The organism is Nostoc sp. KVJ20, from assembly GCF_001712795.1.
GTDB lineage: Bacteria > Cyanobacteriota > Cyanobacteriia > Cyanobacteriales > Nostocaceae > Nostoc.
The window spans coordinates 1-15,334 of record NZ_KV757639.1 but is presented as its reverse complement, the minus strand read 5'-3'; the positions used below and the strand labels follow the sequence as shown (position 1 = coordinate 15,334).

Below are 15,334 nucleotides of genomic sequence, written 5' to 3'. Positions count from 1 at the left end.
GGGAGACATTTCGCCAATGTGCAGCCTCTTGCAGAGAAGACGATACCCTTGATATCTACGTTTCCATCAAACCCTCTCCAACCCTTGAGGAACAGGCGCACAGCGCCGTATTCCGTACTTCAGACTGCGTGATGAAAACGGTTTGAGGTGTTTACGCCTCAGTCACGTTCTGGTAAGATTGGGCTTAACAGGAACGGTAATCAACCTGTATAAAAACCTAAGTGCCTAACGGCAATCTGTACCTTGACAATTGAAGATATGGGGTTCTATTCCATAGTTCTAGAACAACCCAGGAATAGGTAAAATCTTCATGGGGACTAGGCGATCAGAGTTTAAATCAAACAAATTTTGGAATCATCCAACTACCGAGGGGCACTCGGAAAGTTAACGCTTGAGGAGAGAACCACCTCTGGATTAGATACCGCAAGGGGTCTAACCCAAGTGGACTCGTTGAATCAAGAATCCCTGCACCTTCAGGTCAGGGAGTGCCAATAGAGTCCTTCCATAGTTAGTTTGCCCCGCATGACCGCAACCATTCCCAATCTTCCCAGTCTCTACGACCCTTTTTCCACTGAAGCCAAGTGGCAAAAATTCTGGGAAGACAACCAAGTTTATAAAGCTGACCCTAATAAAGGCGGCGAACCTTACTGTATCGTCATTCCACCGCCGAATGTCACCGGCAGTTTGCACATGGGACACGCATTTGAAAGTGCGTTGATTGATACTCTTGTGCGCTACCACCGGATGCAGGGGCGCAATACCCTGTGGCTACCCGGAACTGACCACGCCAGCATTGCTGTGCATAGTATGCTGGAAAAGCAACTCAAGACAGAGGGTAAAACTCGCTACGAGTTGGGGCGTGAAAAGTTCCTAGAACGCGCTTGGCAATGGAAAGCGGAGTCTGAGGGAACGATTCTTAATCAGCTACGACGCTTGGGTGTCTCGGTGGACTGGTCACGGGAAAGGTTTACCCTGGATGAGGGTTTATCTAAAGCTGTTGTCGAGGCATTTACTCGTCTTTACGAGGAAGGCTTAATTTATCGTGGTGAATATTTAGTTAACTGGTGTCCAGCTTCTCAGTCGGCTGTGTCTGATGTAGAAGTAGAAAATCAAGAGGTTAATGGCAATCTCTGGCACTTCCGCTATCCTCTCACCGATGGTTCCGGCTTTGTAGAGGTGGCGACAACTAGACCAGAAACTATGCTAGGTGATACGGCAGTAGCAGTTAATCCCAATGACGATCGCTATAAACACCTCATCGGCAAAACTCTAACTCTGCCCATTTTACAACGAGAAATTCCCATCATTGGCGATGAATTCGTTGATCCTACTTTCGGCACAGGCTGCGTGAAAGTGACTCCCGCCCATGACCCGAACGATTTTGACATGGGTAAGCGTCATAATTTGCCCTTTATCAACATTATGAATAAAGATGGCACTCTCAACGCCAATGCCGGGGAGTTTCAAGGACAAGACCGCTTTGTTGCTAGAAAGAATGTGGTTTCTCGTCTAGAGGCAGATGGCTTTCTGGTGAAGATAGAAGATTATAAGCATACCGTTCCCTACAGCGATCGCGGTAAAGTACCTATTGAACCCCTCCTCTCAACTCAGTGGTTTGTCAAAATTCGTCCCCTCGCTGACAACACTCTCGAATTCCTCGACCAGCAAACTTCCCCAGAGTTTGTCCCCCAACGCTGGACTAAGGTTTATCGTGATTGGCTAGTAAAACTCAAAGATTGGTGTATCTCTCGCCAATTATGGTGGGGACACCAAATTCCTGCTTGGTACGCTGTCAGTGAAACGGATGGGCAAATTACCGATAACACGCCCTTTGTAGTAGCGAAATCGGAAACTGAAGCTTGGGAGAAAGCTAAATCACAATTTGGCGAAAATGTCAAGTTAGAACAAGACCCAGATGTGCTAGATACTTGGTTTTCTTCGGGACTCTGGCCGTTTTCGACTTTGGGCTGGCCGGAACAAACTCAGGATTTAGCAACTTACTACCCGACTACAACTTTGGTAACAGGCTTTGACATCATCTTTTTCTGGGTAGCTAGAATGACAATGATGGCTGGGCATTTTACTGAGCAAATGCCTTTCCAAACCGTTTACATCCACGGCTTGGTGCTGGATGAAAAAGGTCAGAAGATGTCAAAGACCAAAGGTAATGGTATTGACCCATTGTTATTAATTGACAAATATGGTACTGATGCCTTGCGGTATACCCTAATTAGGGAAGTGGCTGGTGCGGGTCAAGATATCCGGCTGGAATACGATCGCAAAAAGGATGAATCAGCATCGGTGGAAGCGTCCCGCAACTTTGCAAACAAGTTGTGGAATGCAGCCCGATTTACGATGATGAATTTAGATGGAAAAACACCGCAACAATTGGGGAACCCAGTCGCTACCGAATTGAGCGATCGCTGGATTATCTCGCGGTATCATCAAGTTGTTAAACAAACCACGAATTACATCGATAATTACGGTTTAGGGGAAGCAGCAAAAGGACTCTACGAGTTTATTTGGGGTGATTTCTGCGATCAGTATATTGAATTGGTGAAATCCAGATTGCAAGCAGATGCCGATCCCGCATCGCGGCAGGTAGCACAGCAAACCCTTGGTTATGTGCTGGAAGGGATTATGAAATTGCTTCATCCCTTCATGCCTCATATTACCGAAGAAATTTGGCAAACTCTCACCCAACAACCACCAGATTCACCACAAACCTTACCATTGCAACTATATCCCCAGATAGATGCAAACCTGATTGACTTAGGTTTAGAAGAACAATTTGAATTGCTGATTGCTACTATCCGCACAATTCGGAATTTGCGGGCTGAAGCGGATATTAAACCAGGGGTTAAAGTAACAGCGAATTTGCAAACTGAAAGCCAGAAGGAGCGGGAAATTCTTACTGCTGGACAGTCTTATATTAAAGATTTGGCTAAGGTTGAGACTTTAATTATTACTGACAAGCAAGAAAACCAAACTGTTGCTGCGAAAAAACCTCAAAGGGGTTTGAAGATAATTGGCTTAATTATTGTGGCCATTGTCTTTGGTAGATTGGGTTTAGCTGTTGGGTATGCCATTGATGACATTCCCATTGTCGGAACTTTCTTTGAACTAGTTGGTTTTGGTTACACAGCTTGGTTTGTGAGCCAAAATTTACTGACTGCTCAAGCGAGACTTAGGTTATGGAGACGCTTTTTCCCACAGAGAGAATTAGAACAACCACAAGAATCGGAAAATGCGATCGCAGGTGTAATTGGTACAATACAAGTGCTAATTCCTCTCAGCGGTGTGGTAGATATTGAAGTTGTGCGTGCCAAGCTAGAAAAAAGCTTGAGTAAAGCTGAAGCAGAAGTTCAATCCCTGAGTACCAGATTAAACAATCCTAGTTTCGTAGATAGAGCTAGAGCCGACGTAGTACAGGGAGCGCGGGAAGCTTTAGCAGAAGCACAGAAGCAAGCAGAAATTTTGCGCGAGCGTTTGAAGGGATTGTCGTAGCGATCGCCAACGTGGCTTAGGATAACTGTAATGGGTAATGGAATGTAAAATAATTCCCAATTACCCATTACGAATGAACAAAATCAAAATATCAATATCTGGCACTTATTTTTTATTAATTTTTTATTAATTTTTTATTAATTTTGAATTTTTAATTTTGAATTGTGGAGCGAAGCGACCCTCATGCTATATCTAGCCCAGGTGCGTAAAAACGATTTTTTAGACCAGCACCAGTTACGCTTATTGGCGCGTCAAGAAGCTGATAACTTGTGGGCGATAATTCCCGAAGAGGCTTTCATTCTGTTGGGAAAGGGAAAGATCATGAGTGAGAACTTGCTTGTTTTAGTGGAACTTTCCCCTACAGGCGATATTGAAAGAATAGAAGACGCCACCAACTGGGTACTCCATCTGGTACAAAGCTACCTCACCATCGGCATTACCCCAGAATTTTTGCAGCACGAAGCCGAGCGAGCAGAACATTGGCGACAATCCTTGACGTTGCAAAACCAAGACTTAGCAAGGCGTTCCTTGGAATTAGAAGCCAGACGTGAACAAATTCAAGCCTTAGAAGAAAGCCTCAAACGCGAGAAAAATGGTTATACCCAAGAGGAAAGTTAAAAGTTTGCAGTTGTGTTACCTATAAAGCAATAGAGTTCAGAATGAGCAAAAACACTTGTAGAGACGGCGATTTATCGCGTCTCAAAAACTCAAAATTGTTGCCAGTAGCCCTTAACCCAAGCGTATTAGCCTATAAAGCCACAGTACCCACAAGCGTGTAGAGACGCGAAATTTCGCGTCTCTACATTAGGTTGATTCTAGGTTAATTGTCTGAGCAAAGTTAGGCAATCACAGTAATATTTGCATTAGTAAGCATTGCCTGATTGGAGAACTGGGCGATTTGAACTTGTGCAGTCTTACCAGTCCCATCTACGTCAAAGAATATATTCCCCGTAGTTTGATTGTAGATAAAGCGATCGCTTGCGGTTGTAGCAATAGTACCAAGTCGGAACAAGCCGGAATCAAGTACAGTATTCTGAGATTGGCTGAGTCCGAATTCTGCCTTGGAAATGAATATTGTATCATCTCCAACATTAAAATCAGTAATAGTATCATAGCCACCAGTGCGGGTATCAGTCAGATATAAGCTATCTGCCCCAGTTCCACCAGTTAGCGTATCTCGACCAATTCCACCGATGAGTTCATCGTCACCTGCACCTCCATCCAAAATATCATTGCCTGAGTTACCAAAGAGGCGATCGTTGCCACTTTCTCCGCTCAAGATGTTAGCGCCACTATTTCCCGTAAGGATATTATTAAGGCCGTTACCAGTACCATTGATGACCTTGGTTCCAGTCAAGGTCAAGTTTTCCAAATTATCTCCCAACACCCAACTCACCGAAGAATTGACTAAATCTGTGCCAGCATTTAAGCCTTCGACAATAATATCGCTGAGGTTGTCTACAGTGTAGATGTCATTGCCAGCTCCACCAACAAGACTGTCAATCCCTACACCTCCATCTAAGATGTCATCACCTGCACCGCTCAACAAAGTGTCATTGCCTGAGCCACCAAAGAGGCTATCATTGCCACCTTCTCCGCTTAAGATGTTAGCGCCACCATTTCCCGTAAGAATATTATCAAGGCTGTTACCAGTACCATTGATTACCTTACTACCAGTCAGGGTTAAATGCTCCAGGTTATTTCCCAACACCCAACTCACAGCAGACTTGACTAAATCTATACCTGCATTTAAGCCTTCGACAACAATATCGCTGAGGCTGTCTACAGTGTAAATGTCATCACCATCTCCACCAACAAGACTGTCAATCCCCGCACCTCCATCCAAGGTGTCATTGCCGGAACCACCCAACAAGGTGTCATTACCTGTACCACCAATCAGGCTGTCGTTACCATCTCCTCCACTCAAGTTGTTAGCGCCAGTATTTCCTATGAGGATATTATTAAGACTGTTACCAGTACCGTTGATTGCCGAGCTTCCAGTCAGTGTCAAGTTCTCTAGATTATCTACTAACACCCAACTCACCGAAGACTTGACTAAATCTATGCCTGCATTTAAACCTTCGATAATAACATCGTTCACATTATCTACAGTGTAAATGTCATTGCCTGCTCCACCATCAAGACTGTCAATCCCTGCACCTCCATCCAAGGTGTCATTACCTGCACCGCCCAACAAGGTATCATTGCCTGAGCTACCAAAGAGGCTGTCGTTACCATCTCCTCCGCTCAAGTTGTTAGCGCCAGTATTTCCTATGAGGATGTTGTTAAGGTTGTTACCAGTACCATTGATTGCCGAGCTTCCAGTCAGGGTCAATTTTTCCAGGTTATTTCCCAACACCCAACTCACTGAAGAATTGACTAAATCTGTGCCTGCATTTAAGCCTTCAACAATAACATCGTTTATGTTGTCTACAGTGTAAATGTCGTTGCCTGCGCCACCATCAAGAGTGTCAGATCCCAAACCTCCATTCAAGGTGTCATTGCCTGCACCGCCCAACAAGGTGTCATTACCTGAATCACCAAAAAGACTGTCGTTACCATCTCCTCCGCTCAAGTTGTTAGCAGCAGTATTTCCTATAAGAATGTTCTTAAGGCTGTTGCCAGTACCATTGATTGCGTCGGTTCCAGTCAGGGTCAAGTTCTCCAGGTTATTTCCCAACACCCAACTCACTGAAGATTTAACTAAATCTGTGCCTGCACTGGCGGCTTCAATAATAGTGTCCCCGATGCTGTCCACAATATAAGTATCATTGCCTTTACCACCAATGAGACTGTCATCTCCTGTACCACCATCTAAGAAATCATTTCCATCGCCGCCATCGAGAGTGTCGTTATCACCTAGTCCGTTGAGGGTGTCATTGCCCTGCAACCCTGAGATGATATCCATGATCCCTGTACCAGTCAGGTTATCTGCACCTGAAGTGCCATTAATGGGAGGCGTGACTTCATTAATGGTCAAGTTGACGGTAGCAGTGCTACTGCCTCCTTGCCCATCACTTATGGTGTAAGTGAAGCTGTCGGAGCCATAATAGTTTTCGACGGACGTATAAGTGTAAGTACCGTTGTTGTTGTTAAGTAAGCTTCCGTGGCTAGGTTGAGTGAAGCTAATAATATTCAATACATCAATGACATCTGCATCCATATCATTGCTCAACAAAGTAGTAGCGCTAATGATAATGGGTGTATTTTTGTTTGTGGTGATGCTATCGTTAACAGCGACGGGATCATCATTCACCGCTGTAATATTAATATTGCGGGTAACGGTGGTGCTATTAGCAGTCTCATCATTCACTAGAAAGCTGACGGTACGAGGTGTAGTAGCGGGGTTATCACTGCTGTTGATATAAGTAATAGAACGTAGTGCAGTTTGATAATTAGCAACAGTGGCACTGCCAGTTAAAGTTAAAACGCCTGTGCTGCTGTTGTAGTTGCCTGTAATTCCATTTTGGTTGGTGAAGGCGAGGGTGTCTTGAGTAGAGACAAAACCACTGGTAATACTGACAGTGGCACTGGAAAGGTTGGGGGAGTCTGCATCGCTGACAGTGATGCCTGAGTCGATGACTGTAGTGGCGTTCTCAGTATATGCCAGGGCGGAGTTGGTAGCAGTAGCAACGGGCGCACTATTCACTGCCGTAATATTAATATTGCGGGTAACAGTGGTGCTATTAGCAGTCCCATCATTAACTAAAAAGCTGATGGTACGAGGTGTAGTATTGGGGTTATCACTGCTGTTGTTATAAGTAATAGAACGCAGTGCGGTTTGATAATTGGCAACAGTGGCACTGCCAGTTAAGGTTAAAACCCCTGTGCTGCTGTTGTAGTTGCCTGTAATTCCATTTTGGTTGGTAAAGGCAAGGGTGTCTTGAGCAAGGACAAAACCGCTGGTAATACTAACGGTAGCACTGGACAGGTTAGCAGAGTCTAAATCGCTGAGGGTGATGCCTGAGTCAATGACTATAGTGGCGTTCTCAGTATATGCCAGGGCAGAGTTGGTGGCAGTAGCAATGGGTACATCATTCACCGCCGTAATGTTAATATTACGGGTAACTGCGGTGCTATCAGCAGTCCCATCATTAACTAGAAAGCTAACGGTACGAGGTGTAGTAGCGGGATTATCACTAGTGTTGGTATAAGTAATAGAACGCAGTGCGGTTTGATAATTAGCAACAGTGGCACTGCCAGTTAAGGTTAAAACCCCTGTGCTGTTGTTGTAGCTGCCCGTAATTCCATTTTGGTTGGTAAAAGCGAGGGTGTCTTGAGCAGAGACAAAACCACTGGTAATGCTGACAGTGGCACTGGAAAGGTTGGGGGAGTCTGCATCGCTGACAGTGATGCCTGAGTCAATGGCTGTAATGGCGTTCTCAATGTATGCCAAGGCAGAGGCAGAACCAGAAGTGATAGTCGGGGGAACCCCACTGTTTTTGTATAGTTGGGCATATATGCCATCGCCAGACCCATCTTGATTAGTGCTTTGCCAGGAAATGACAAAGTTATCATCTTGAGCGATCGCTATTGTGGGGTTAGATTGATAGTTGGGGGTGAAGGTATTGACTTGGAATTCGACCCCTTGAGCTACCCCGGCACTATTGTAGCGTCGAGCATATATCCCATCATAAGATGTGTCCTGACCATAGCTAGACCAGGAAATAACAAAGTCCCCAGTTGTATCCATTGCTACTACTGGGTTTTTTTGATCGTTGTTGGTGATGTTATTGACTTGGAATTCGACCCCTTGAGCTACCCCGGCACTGTTGTAGCGTCGGGCATATATCCCATAGCTAGACCCGTCTTGATTAAGGCTTTGCCAGGAAATAACAAAGTCCCCATCTGAATCCATCGCTACTGTGGGGTTCGATTGCTCGTTGTTGGTGGTGTTATTAACTTGAAATTCGACCCCTTGAGCTACCCCAGCACTGTTGTAGCGTTGAGCATATATCCCATAGTAAGACCCATCCTGATAACTTTGCCAGGAAATGACAAAGTCCCCATCTGCATCCATCGCTACTACGGGGTTCTTTTGCTGATCAGCGTTCTCAGTATTAACTTTAAATTCGCTCCCTTGAGCCACCCCAGCACTGTTGTAGCGTTGGGCATATATCCCATAGCCAGAACCGTCTTGATTCAGGCTTTGCCAGGAGATAACAAAGTCCCCATCTGAATCCATCGCTAATGTGGGGTTACTTTGCTGATCAGCGTTCTCAGTATTGACTTTAAATTCGCTCCCTTGAGCCACCCCAGCACTGTTGTAGCGTTGGGCATATATTCCATTGCCAGAACCGTCTTGATTCAGGCTTTGCCAGGAAATGACAAAGTCCCCGTCTGCATCCATCGCTACTATGGGGTTCTTTTGGTCGTTGTCGGTGGTGTTATTGACTTTAAATTCGCTCCCTTGAGCTACCCCAAAACTGTTGTAGCGTTGAGCATATATTCCATAGCCAGACCCGTCCTGACCAAAGCTTTGCCAGGAGATAACAAAATCCCCATCTGCATCAATTGCCACTGTGGAGTTATTTTGATTACTAGCGTTCTCAGTATTGACTTTGAATTCAGCCATGAAAAACCTCTGAAAAAACTAAAAATTTGATTTCAACAATTACGCTGTGATTAGACAGATTCCTTAGTCATTAGGAATCACCGCACTCGATCGCAACCAGTAGTTCAACTCTGCTGCAGTAAATGCTTGGCGGATGTCTTTTCGTTCCTAATTCAAAACCATCGCTAACCCATTCAGGTGGCACCGATCTTCTGATACTAATTGGGAAATAAATTTGGGATGCCAGCGTGGTACAAAGCTGAAGTCTAGAATCAAGGCAGAAAAAGTGGGTGTTGACAATCCATAGTCCTTCTCTGCCAAATTCCAGGTCGTGAATGTTGAGGTCGCCTGGGAAGTATGCCATCCGTGGCAAACTAACCCTGTAAAATTAATGAGATAGACCACTAAGTGTGCCATCATTGTCAAAAAACAAACTTTTACTAGGAAAGCAATCCAAAGGAATCGCCCCCTGATGAAAGTTCGCGCAGCTATAAAACTGCACTGTATTTAACTTTGTAAACATTTTGAACTTAGTTTTTTATAATGTCCTAATGCTAAGTCTTATTTAATAGACTATTGTCATAATAAAGACTATTTCTTTAAAATAAACCTGTATATATACTGAATATAAAGCTTGGTCAAAACTTCAAGAATTTGAAGCCTAGGTTAGCAGTTTTTGTTTTTTATAGCCATAAAGCCCGTTGTTAGGCTTGAGCAAGTGCGTAGGCATAGCTCATCGTAGACATCGCTAGTCGCTGTATTAAATATTGAAGCGATATACGTGTAAGTGCGATTCCTTTGCTCGAAATTAGTAGAAGTAAAAGTAGCAAGACTGATACTAGTCGCCAAGCGACGCCCGAAATTCCTGCTAAAAAAAGATTTTAAAAATAAAATTATTATTTGACCTGACATTATCCAAAAAAGCTTTTTTGGGTGTGCCATTTGAAGTCTACAGCGGAGGTAGGATGAGACAAAAAGAATATGGTATGACAATATGGTTCACTGGCTTAAGTGGTGCAGGTAAAACTACTATCTGTCAATTCGTAGAGAAGGAACTGCGGATACAGGGATATAGAGTTGAAGTTTTGGATGGCGACGCGATACGTCAAAACTTATGCAAAGGGTTGGGTTTCAGTAAAGAGGATCGAGAAGAGAATATTCGGCGCATTGGCTTTGTGGCTAGCCTTCTGGCCAGAAATAATGTAATTGTATTGATTTCAGCCATTTCTCCTTACCGCAAAATTCGGGAAGAAGTGCGCCAAAGTATTCCATCTTTCATTGAAGTGTACGTCAATGCATCATTAGAAGTTTGTGAACAGCGAGATGTGAAAGGGTTATATAAAAAAGCTAGATCCGGGGAAATTAAGCACTTTACTGGTATTGATGATCCTTATGAAATACCACTCAGTCCTGAAGTCGAATGCAAAACTAACCAAGAAAGCATTGTTGAAAGTGCAACTAAGGTTTTAGAAAAGCTGGAAGAATTGGGTTATACAACTGCTAAAATGATTAATTTATGAGTTAAAGAAAGTTTTTAACTCATAACTTTTACTACGTTATCAATAATTGCCGAATTAACCTGGCTATTGCTTTTTGCGTGAAGCGACTAGCAATTTGTTGACCCAAACGTTGTACATCTGAATTTACCAATAACTGGGCAATTTGGGACGCTAGTTGCACTGGGTCAAAGCCTCTTGTTTCTTGAAGAATGCCCAATATACGTTTGATATGCTGCAACGTTTGTTGTTGCTCAACTGTGGCCGCTGGAGTTTCATTAACTGCTGTCAATCCTACCCGTTCCCGCAACAGGGAGGTAAAGTTATGCAAAACATTTTTACCTAAAGCATCAAGTCCGTTGATAGATTCATCTACTAGTTTGTCACGAATAAAAGCACCGCGTTCAGATGACAAAAATTCTATTCCCTGATTCAGCACTAAATTAAAGTCGTAGTCTTGACTATTGCGGGCATTTTTTAACAAGTTCTCTAAGCGATTCCAGCGAAATCGCCCATCTTTAAATAGCAAATCTTGCAATGATGCTCTTAATTGCGGTGCTGAGTCGGTTAACAGGCGTTTAGAAACGTAGGGATAAGCTTCACTGAGGACTTTAAAGTTCGGATCTATAAATATTGCAATACCTTCCAGTGTCACGAGTGAGCGAATAATTAGAGCGTAGTAAGGCGGTACGCGGAAAGGATATTCATACATCAAAGCAGATAGTTCATCGGTGATGCTTTTAATATTAAGATCGGCAACACTGGCTCCTTCGGCATCAGCAAAGACTCTTGCAAAAGCTGGGATAATTGGTGTTAAATCGGTTTCTGGTGATAAGAAATCTAACTTAACGTAGTCCTTTGCTAATCCTTCAAAGTCGCGGTTGACGACATGGACGATCGCTTCAATCAAACCATAACGCTGTGGTGGCTTGATCTCGCTCATCATTCCAAAGTCGAGATAAGCTAATTTACCATCAGTTGTCGCTAACAAATTACCAGGGTGGGGATCTGCATGGAAAAATCCATGTTCTAGCAGCTGGCGCAGGGAACACTGCACACCCACTTCAATTAGATAACGAGCATCTATACCTTGGGCGCTAATTTCTTCTGTCTGGGTTAATTTAGTGCCGTTAATCCACTCCATCGTCAAGACGCGACGATTGGTATATTCCCAGTAAATTTCCGGTACGTATATGTCTTTTATGTGACCATATAGCTCGAAAAATCGTTCGGCATTCTCGCCCTCATGGATGTAGTCCATCTCTTCAAAGATGCGATCGCCTAATTCATCAAGAATCCCAACTAGGTCACTTCTTACCCGTTTGACCTTTTTCTGCACCCAAGCAGCGAGGTTACGCAAGATATACAAGTCAATGGTGATCCCCTCTCTTAAGTCAGGGCGTTGAACTTTAACAGCGACTTCTTCACCAGTTTTTAGCTTACCTTTATAAACTTGCCCCAAGGAAGCCGCAGCAATTGGCTGGGCTGAGAGTTCGGCGTAAACCTCTTCTGGAGGTGCGCCTAATTCTTCTTTGATAAACTGGTAGGCAATTTCGTTGGGAAAAGGTGGTAATTGGTCTTGTAGCCTAGTTAATTCTTCTAGGTATACGGGAGGAACTAGATCCGGTCTGGTGGACAAAGCTTGTCCAATTTTGATGTAAGCAGGCCCCAGTTGCGTCAGTAATTCTCGTAACTGAGTGGCTCGGCGGCGATCATTTTTGACGACAATTCCCCGTTTACTATCCGACCACAACCCAAAAGCAAAAGATAGGGTCGGCCCCAACACGGCGAAAATCCGCCGTACAACTTGCAGTTTTCTATTTTGGTAATGCGCGGCTATGCCTACGGGATCGTAAAGCGTCTCTGGTTGAGCAGTTGTCCTGAGCTTTTGGGCAGCTAACAGGGATGCTGATGTCTGCGATGGGCTACGCCTACGCACAACCAAGCCTTGTGTACCATTATCTTCTGGCACTATATCAATAACGTCCAGTTCGCCTCGGCGATTTGTGCCGTTGCTACTGTCCTCCTGAATCAGTTGGGAACTAGGGGGAAGTGTCTTAACAATCATGAAGAAGGCTACCAGTTCAGAACGATCACATTAAGTATTGTAACAATATGTTTAGAAATTGGGAATTGGAAATGGGGCATTGGGCATTCGTTATTTCTTCCTCATTTCTCCCTGCTCATAGTGCTAATAGGTCTGCTACACTTAAACGGGCATACTAGTTCAATAGTAGTAGGTATTGCTAGTTGCTGAAAGCTCATGCTTATTGTCTTGTAAGTTAGAAGTATCTCGCATCTGCCCTCATGGAGAATTTGGCTTGATGTTGCTCTGTCTGCGAATCGAAAACTTTGCCCTAATTGACCAACTGGAATTGGAATTTGGCGCGGGACTAAATGTGTTGACAGGTGAAACCGGCGCTGGAAAATCGATTATCTTGGATGCCATTGATGCCGCTTTAGGAGGTAAAGTTTCTAGTCGAGTCATTCGTACAGGAACAAGTCGGGCGATGGTGGAAGCGACTTTCACCTCAAACGCCCCTCTAGCAGCTTGGTTGACCGAACAAGAAATAGATTTACTTGATGAAAATTCTGTAGTCATAAGCCGAGAAATCACAGCCACCGCTAGTAATATCCGCAGTCGATCGCGGGTGAATGGTGTGTTGGTAAATCGCCAGATTATGGGAGGAATGCGCGATCGCTTGGTGGAAATTACTGCTCAAGGTCAAACGGTACAAGTAGGACAATCTGCCCAAGTCCGGGACTGGTTGGATTTATATGGCGGCGACTCTCTAATGCAGCAACGTCATAAAGTTGCCACGAGCTTTAGTACTTACCAACAGGCACATTTAGCACTAGAAAAACGCCGGACATCAGAACGGGAAAGGTTGCAACAACTCGACTTGCTGACTTATCAAGTGCAGGAATTGGGAGCAGCCAATCTCAGTGAACCAAATGAATTGGAACAATTGGGACAAGAACGGGAACGCCTAAATCATGTTGTCGATTTGCAACAGATGAGTTACAAAGTTTATCAGGCTTTGTATCAAAACGATCATGAAACTCCCGCCGCAGGTGATTTATTGGGAGACAGTGAGGCGATATTAAATGACATGGTGGAATACGATACCCAACTACAACATTTGTTGGAATTGGTGCGGGACGCCCAAGCTGCGGTAATGGAAGTGGGAAGGCAAATTAATGCTTATGGGGATGGTTTGGAAGCCGATCCGCAGCGGTTGGAAGAGGTGGAAGAACGGATTCAGGAATTAAAGCAAATTTGCCGCAAGTATGGGCCGACACTTACAGAAGCGATCGCTTATTACCAACGTATCCAAGGGGAATTGGCCCAACTTAACGACAGCGAACAATCTATTGAAAACTTGGAACAGCAAGAAAAGGCGTGTTTTGAAAAACTCACCCAAGCAACTAATCAGTTAACTCAACTGCGGAGTAAGGCGGCTGCTAATTTAGAATCACGTTTGATAGCTGAACTCAAGCCCCTAGCGATGGAAAAGGTGAAGTTTCTGGTTGAAATATTACCAGCTTTCCCAACTGCGATGGGAGCAGATAAAATTACCTTTACATTTAGTTCCAACCCTGGAGAACCACTGCAACCTTTAACGGAAGTTGCCTCTGGCGGGGAAATGAGCCGCTTTTTACTGGCGCTGAAAGCTTGTTTTTCTCAGGTTGACGTGGCTGGAACGATGGTTTTTGATGAAATTGATGTCGGGGTTTCGGGAAGGGTAGCCCAAGCGATCGCGGAAAAATTACACCAGCTAAGTCAACGCAACCAAGTGTTATGTGTTACCCACCAGCCTTTAGTTGCGGCAATGGCTGATCGGCATTTCCGCGTAGATAAGCAAACTATTAATCCAAGTAAGGGTAAAAAAGCCAACAATGGAAATGCTGAACAGCGTACTGTTGTCAGAGTTACTACTTTAGATAATTTAACCACTCGCCGGGAAGAATTAGCGCAGTTAGCTGGTGGTAAATCTGCAAGCGATGCGATCGCTTTTGCAGAATCTCTGTTATTACAAGCTGCAAACCACCGTCACCGGGAGCAAAATTGATATTACAGCAGAGCGAGGCAATTATGTCTGATGAAGTAAACCTATGCAAGCAGGTGGCTACCAAGTTAGTGGCAATTGACAAGGGCAAGTAACTGTCAGGGAAATTACTTCTTCTAAGGTGATTCGTACCTTTGAAATGGATAAAGGGGTTGTAGTTAGAGAAGTATTTCTCCTAGATGGTGGTAGAACTGTTGCTGCTTGCCAAAAAGACCATGCTATTTTTTGGAATTTAGCTACAGGTCAACAAATTTACCGTTTTCCTAAGAGAATTTATGGCTTCTCGCACAATGAGACGAAATTCTTCTCTTACAAGTATCCAGATGGCGTGTCCTTGTATGCCTATCCAGAGATGACACAAATCTGCGAACTTCTAAACAGACGAATGTCTGGGCCTTTTCACTTTCTTTTTTCTCCAGATGACCGCTTTTTAGTCGTTTGTAGAGACGGCGATTTATCGCGTCTCAAAAAACAAAAATATTTTACCAGGAGTCCTTAACTAAAACGTATTGGTTGCTAAGTATCCTATTACAAACAGGTATATCAATACAGTTCGGATAAGCATTTTTCATTTTCCTTGTGGTCTGGGGAAAGGGTAAGGGGAAAAGGGTAAAGGATGTATTCAAAACCTTTCCCCTTTTCCCTTTCCCCTTTAACCGAACCGTATTGGATGTTATCTAAACAAGTATAGCATTTCTCAGTCTGGT

General features: G+C 44.0%; 8 protein-coding genes. 5 read left to right on the top strand and 3 right to left on the bottom strand.

Features of this window, described 5'->3' with window-relative positions; translation table 11 throughout:
* Positions 1 to 522 precede the first annotated feature (522 nt).
* Together A4S05_RS20750 and A4S05_RS20745 are read left to right on the top strand one after the other, a co-directional pair.
* A complete protein-coding gene (locus A4S05_RS20750) occupies positions 523 to 3,507 on the top strand; it encodes a valine--tRNA ligase (RefSeq protein ID WP_069071698.1) in 2,985 nt (994 codons plus the stop codon).
* Positions 3,508 to 3,690: 183 nt separating this feature from the next.
* Positions 3,691 to 4,125 carry a hypothetical protein gene (locus A4S05_RS20745; RefSeq protein WP_069071697.1) on the top strand — a complete coding sequence of 145 codons (435 nt, stop codon included), beginning with the start codon at positions 3,691 to 3,693 and terminating at the stop codon, positions 4,123 to 4,125.
* Positions 4,126 to 4,345: 220 nt separating this feature from the next.
* Here the strand turns inward: A4S05_RS20745 and A4S05_RS20740 are convergent, their stop codons facing one another.
* Complete coding sequence (locus tag A4S05_RS20740) at positions 4,346 to 9,082, bottom strand: beta strand repeat-containing protein (protein WP_069071696.1); 4,737 nt, start codon at positions 9,080 to 9,082, stop codon at positions 4,346 to 4,348.
* Positions 9,083 to 9,229: 147 nt separating this feature from the next.
* Complete coding sequence (locus A4S05_RS20735) at positions 9,230 to 9,481, bottom strand: DUF4915 domain-containing protein (RefSeq protein ID WP_218107963.1); 252 nt, start codon at positions 9,479 to 9,481, stop codon at positions 9,230 to 9,232.
* 545 nt (positions 9,482 to 10,026) lie between these two features.
* On the opposite strand from A4S05_RS20735, the gene cysC reads away from it, so the two are divergent.
* Positions 10,027 to 10,581 (top strand): adenylyl-sulfate kinase, encoded by a 555-nt coding sequence (cysC, locus tag A4S05_RS20730; protein WP_069071694.1) that lies wholly within the window; start codon positions 10,027 to 10,029, stop codon positions 10,579 to 10,581.
* A gap of 31 nt (positions 10,582 to 10,612) precedes the next feature.
* Here cysC and A4S05_RS20725 read toward each other — a convergent pair whose 3' ends face one another.
* Positions 10,613 to 12,625 (bottom strand): ABC1 kinase family protein, encoded by a 2,013-nt coding sequence (locus A4S05_RS20725; RefSeq protein ID WP_069071693.1) that lies wholly within the window; start codon positions 12,623 to 12,625, stop codon positions 10,613 to 10,615.
* 256 nt (positions 12,626 to 12,881) lie between these two features.
* Between A4S05_RS20725 and recN the strand changes: the two genes are divergently transcribed.
* Together recN and A4S05_RS20715 are read left to right on the top strand one after the other, a co-directional pair.
* Positions 12,882 to 14,630, top strand: a complete 1,749-nt coding sequence (recN, locus tag A4S05_RS20720) for a DNA repair protein RecN (RefSeq protein ID WP_069071692.1) — start codon at positions 12,882 to 12,884, stop codon at positions 14,628 to 14,630.
* Between the two features lie 118 nt (positions 14,631 to 14,748).
* A complete protein-coding gene (locus tag A4S05_RS20715; RefSeq protein ID WP_176727051.1) occupies positions 14,749 to 15,126 on the top strand; it encodes a hypothetical protein in 378 nt (125 codons plus the stop codon).
* Positions 15,127 to 15,334: the final 208 nt, after the last annotated feature.

Excerpts from the sequence above, each read along its gene's own strand:
- A4S05_RS20750 (WP_069071698.1), top strand. The coding sequence starts at position 523 with ATGACCGCAACCATTCCCAATCTTCCCAGTCTCTACGACCCTTTTTCC.
- A4S05_RS20745 (WP_069071697.1), top strand. The coding sequence starts at position 3,691 with ATGCTATATCTAGCCCAGGTGCGTAAAAACGATTTTTTAGACCAGCAC.
- A4S05_RS20740 (WP_069071696.1), bottom strand. The coding sequence starts at position 9,082 with ATGGCTGAATTCAAAGTCAATACTGAGAACGCTAGTAATCAAAATAAC.
- A4S05_RS20735 (WP_218107963.1), bottom strand. The coding sequence starts at position 9,481 with ATGATGGCACACTTAGTGGTCTATCTCATTAATTTTACAGGGTTAGTT.
- cysC (WP_069071694.1), top strand. The coding sequence starts at position 10,027 with ATGAGACAAAAAGAATATGGTATGACAATATGGTTCACTGGCTTAAGT.
- A4S05_RS20725 (WP_069071693.1), bottom strand. The coding sequence starts at position 12,625 with ATGATTGTTAAGACACTTCCCCCTAGTTCCCAACTGATTCAGGAGGAC.
- recN (WP_069071692.1), top strand. The coding sequence starts at position 12,882 with ATGTTGCTCTGTCTGCGAATCGAAAACTTTGCCCTAATTGACCAACTG.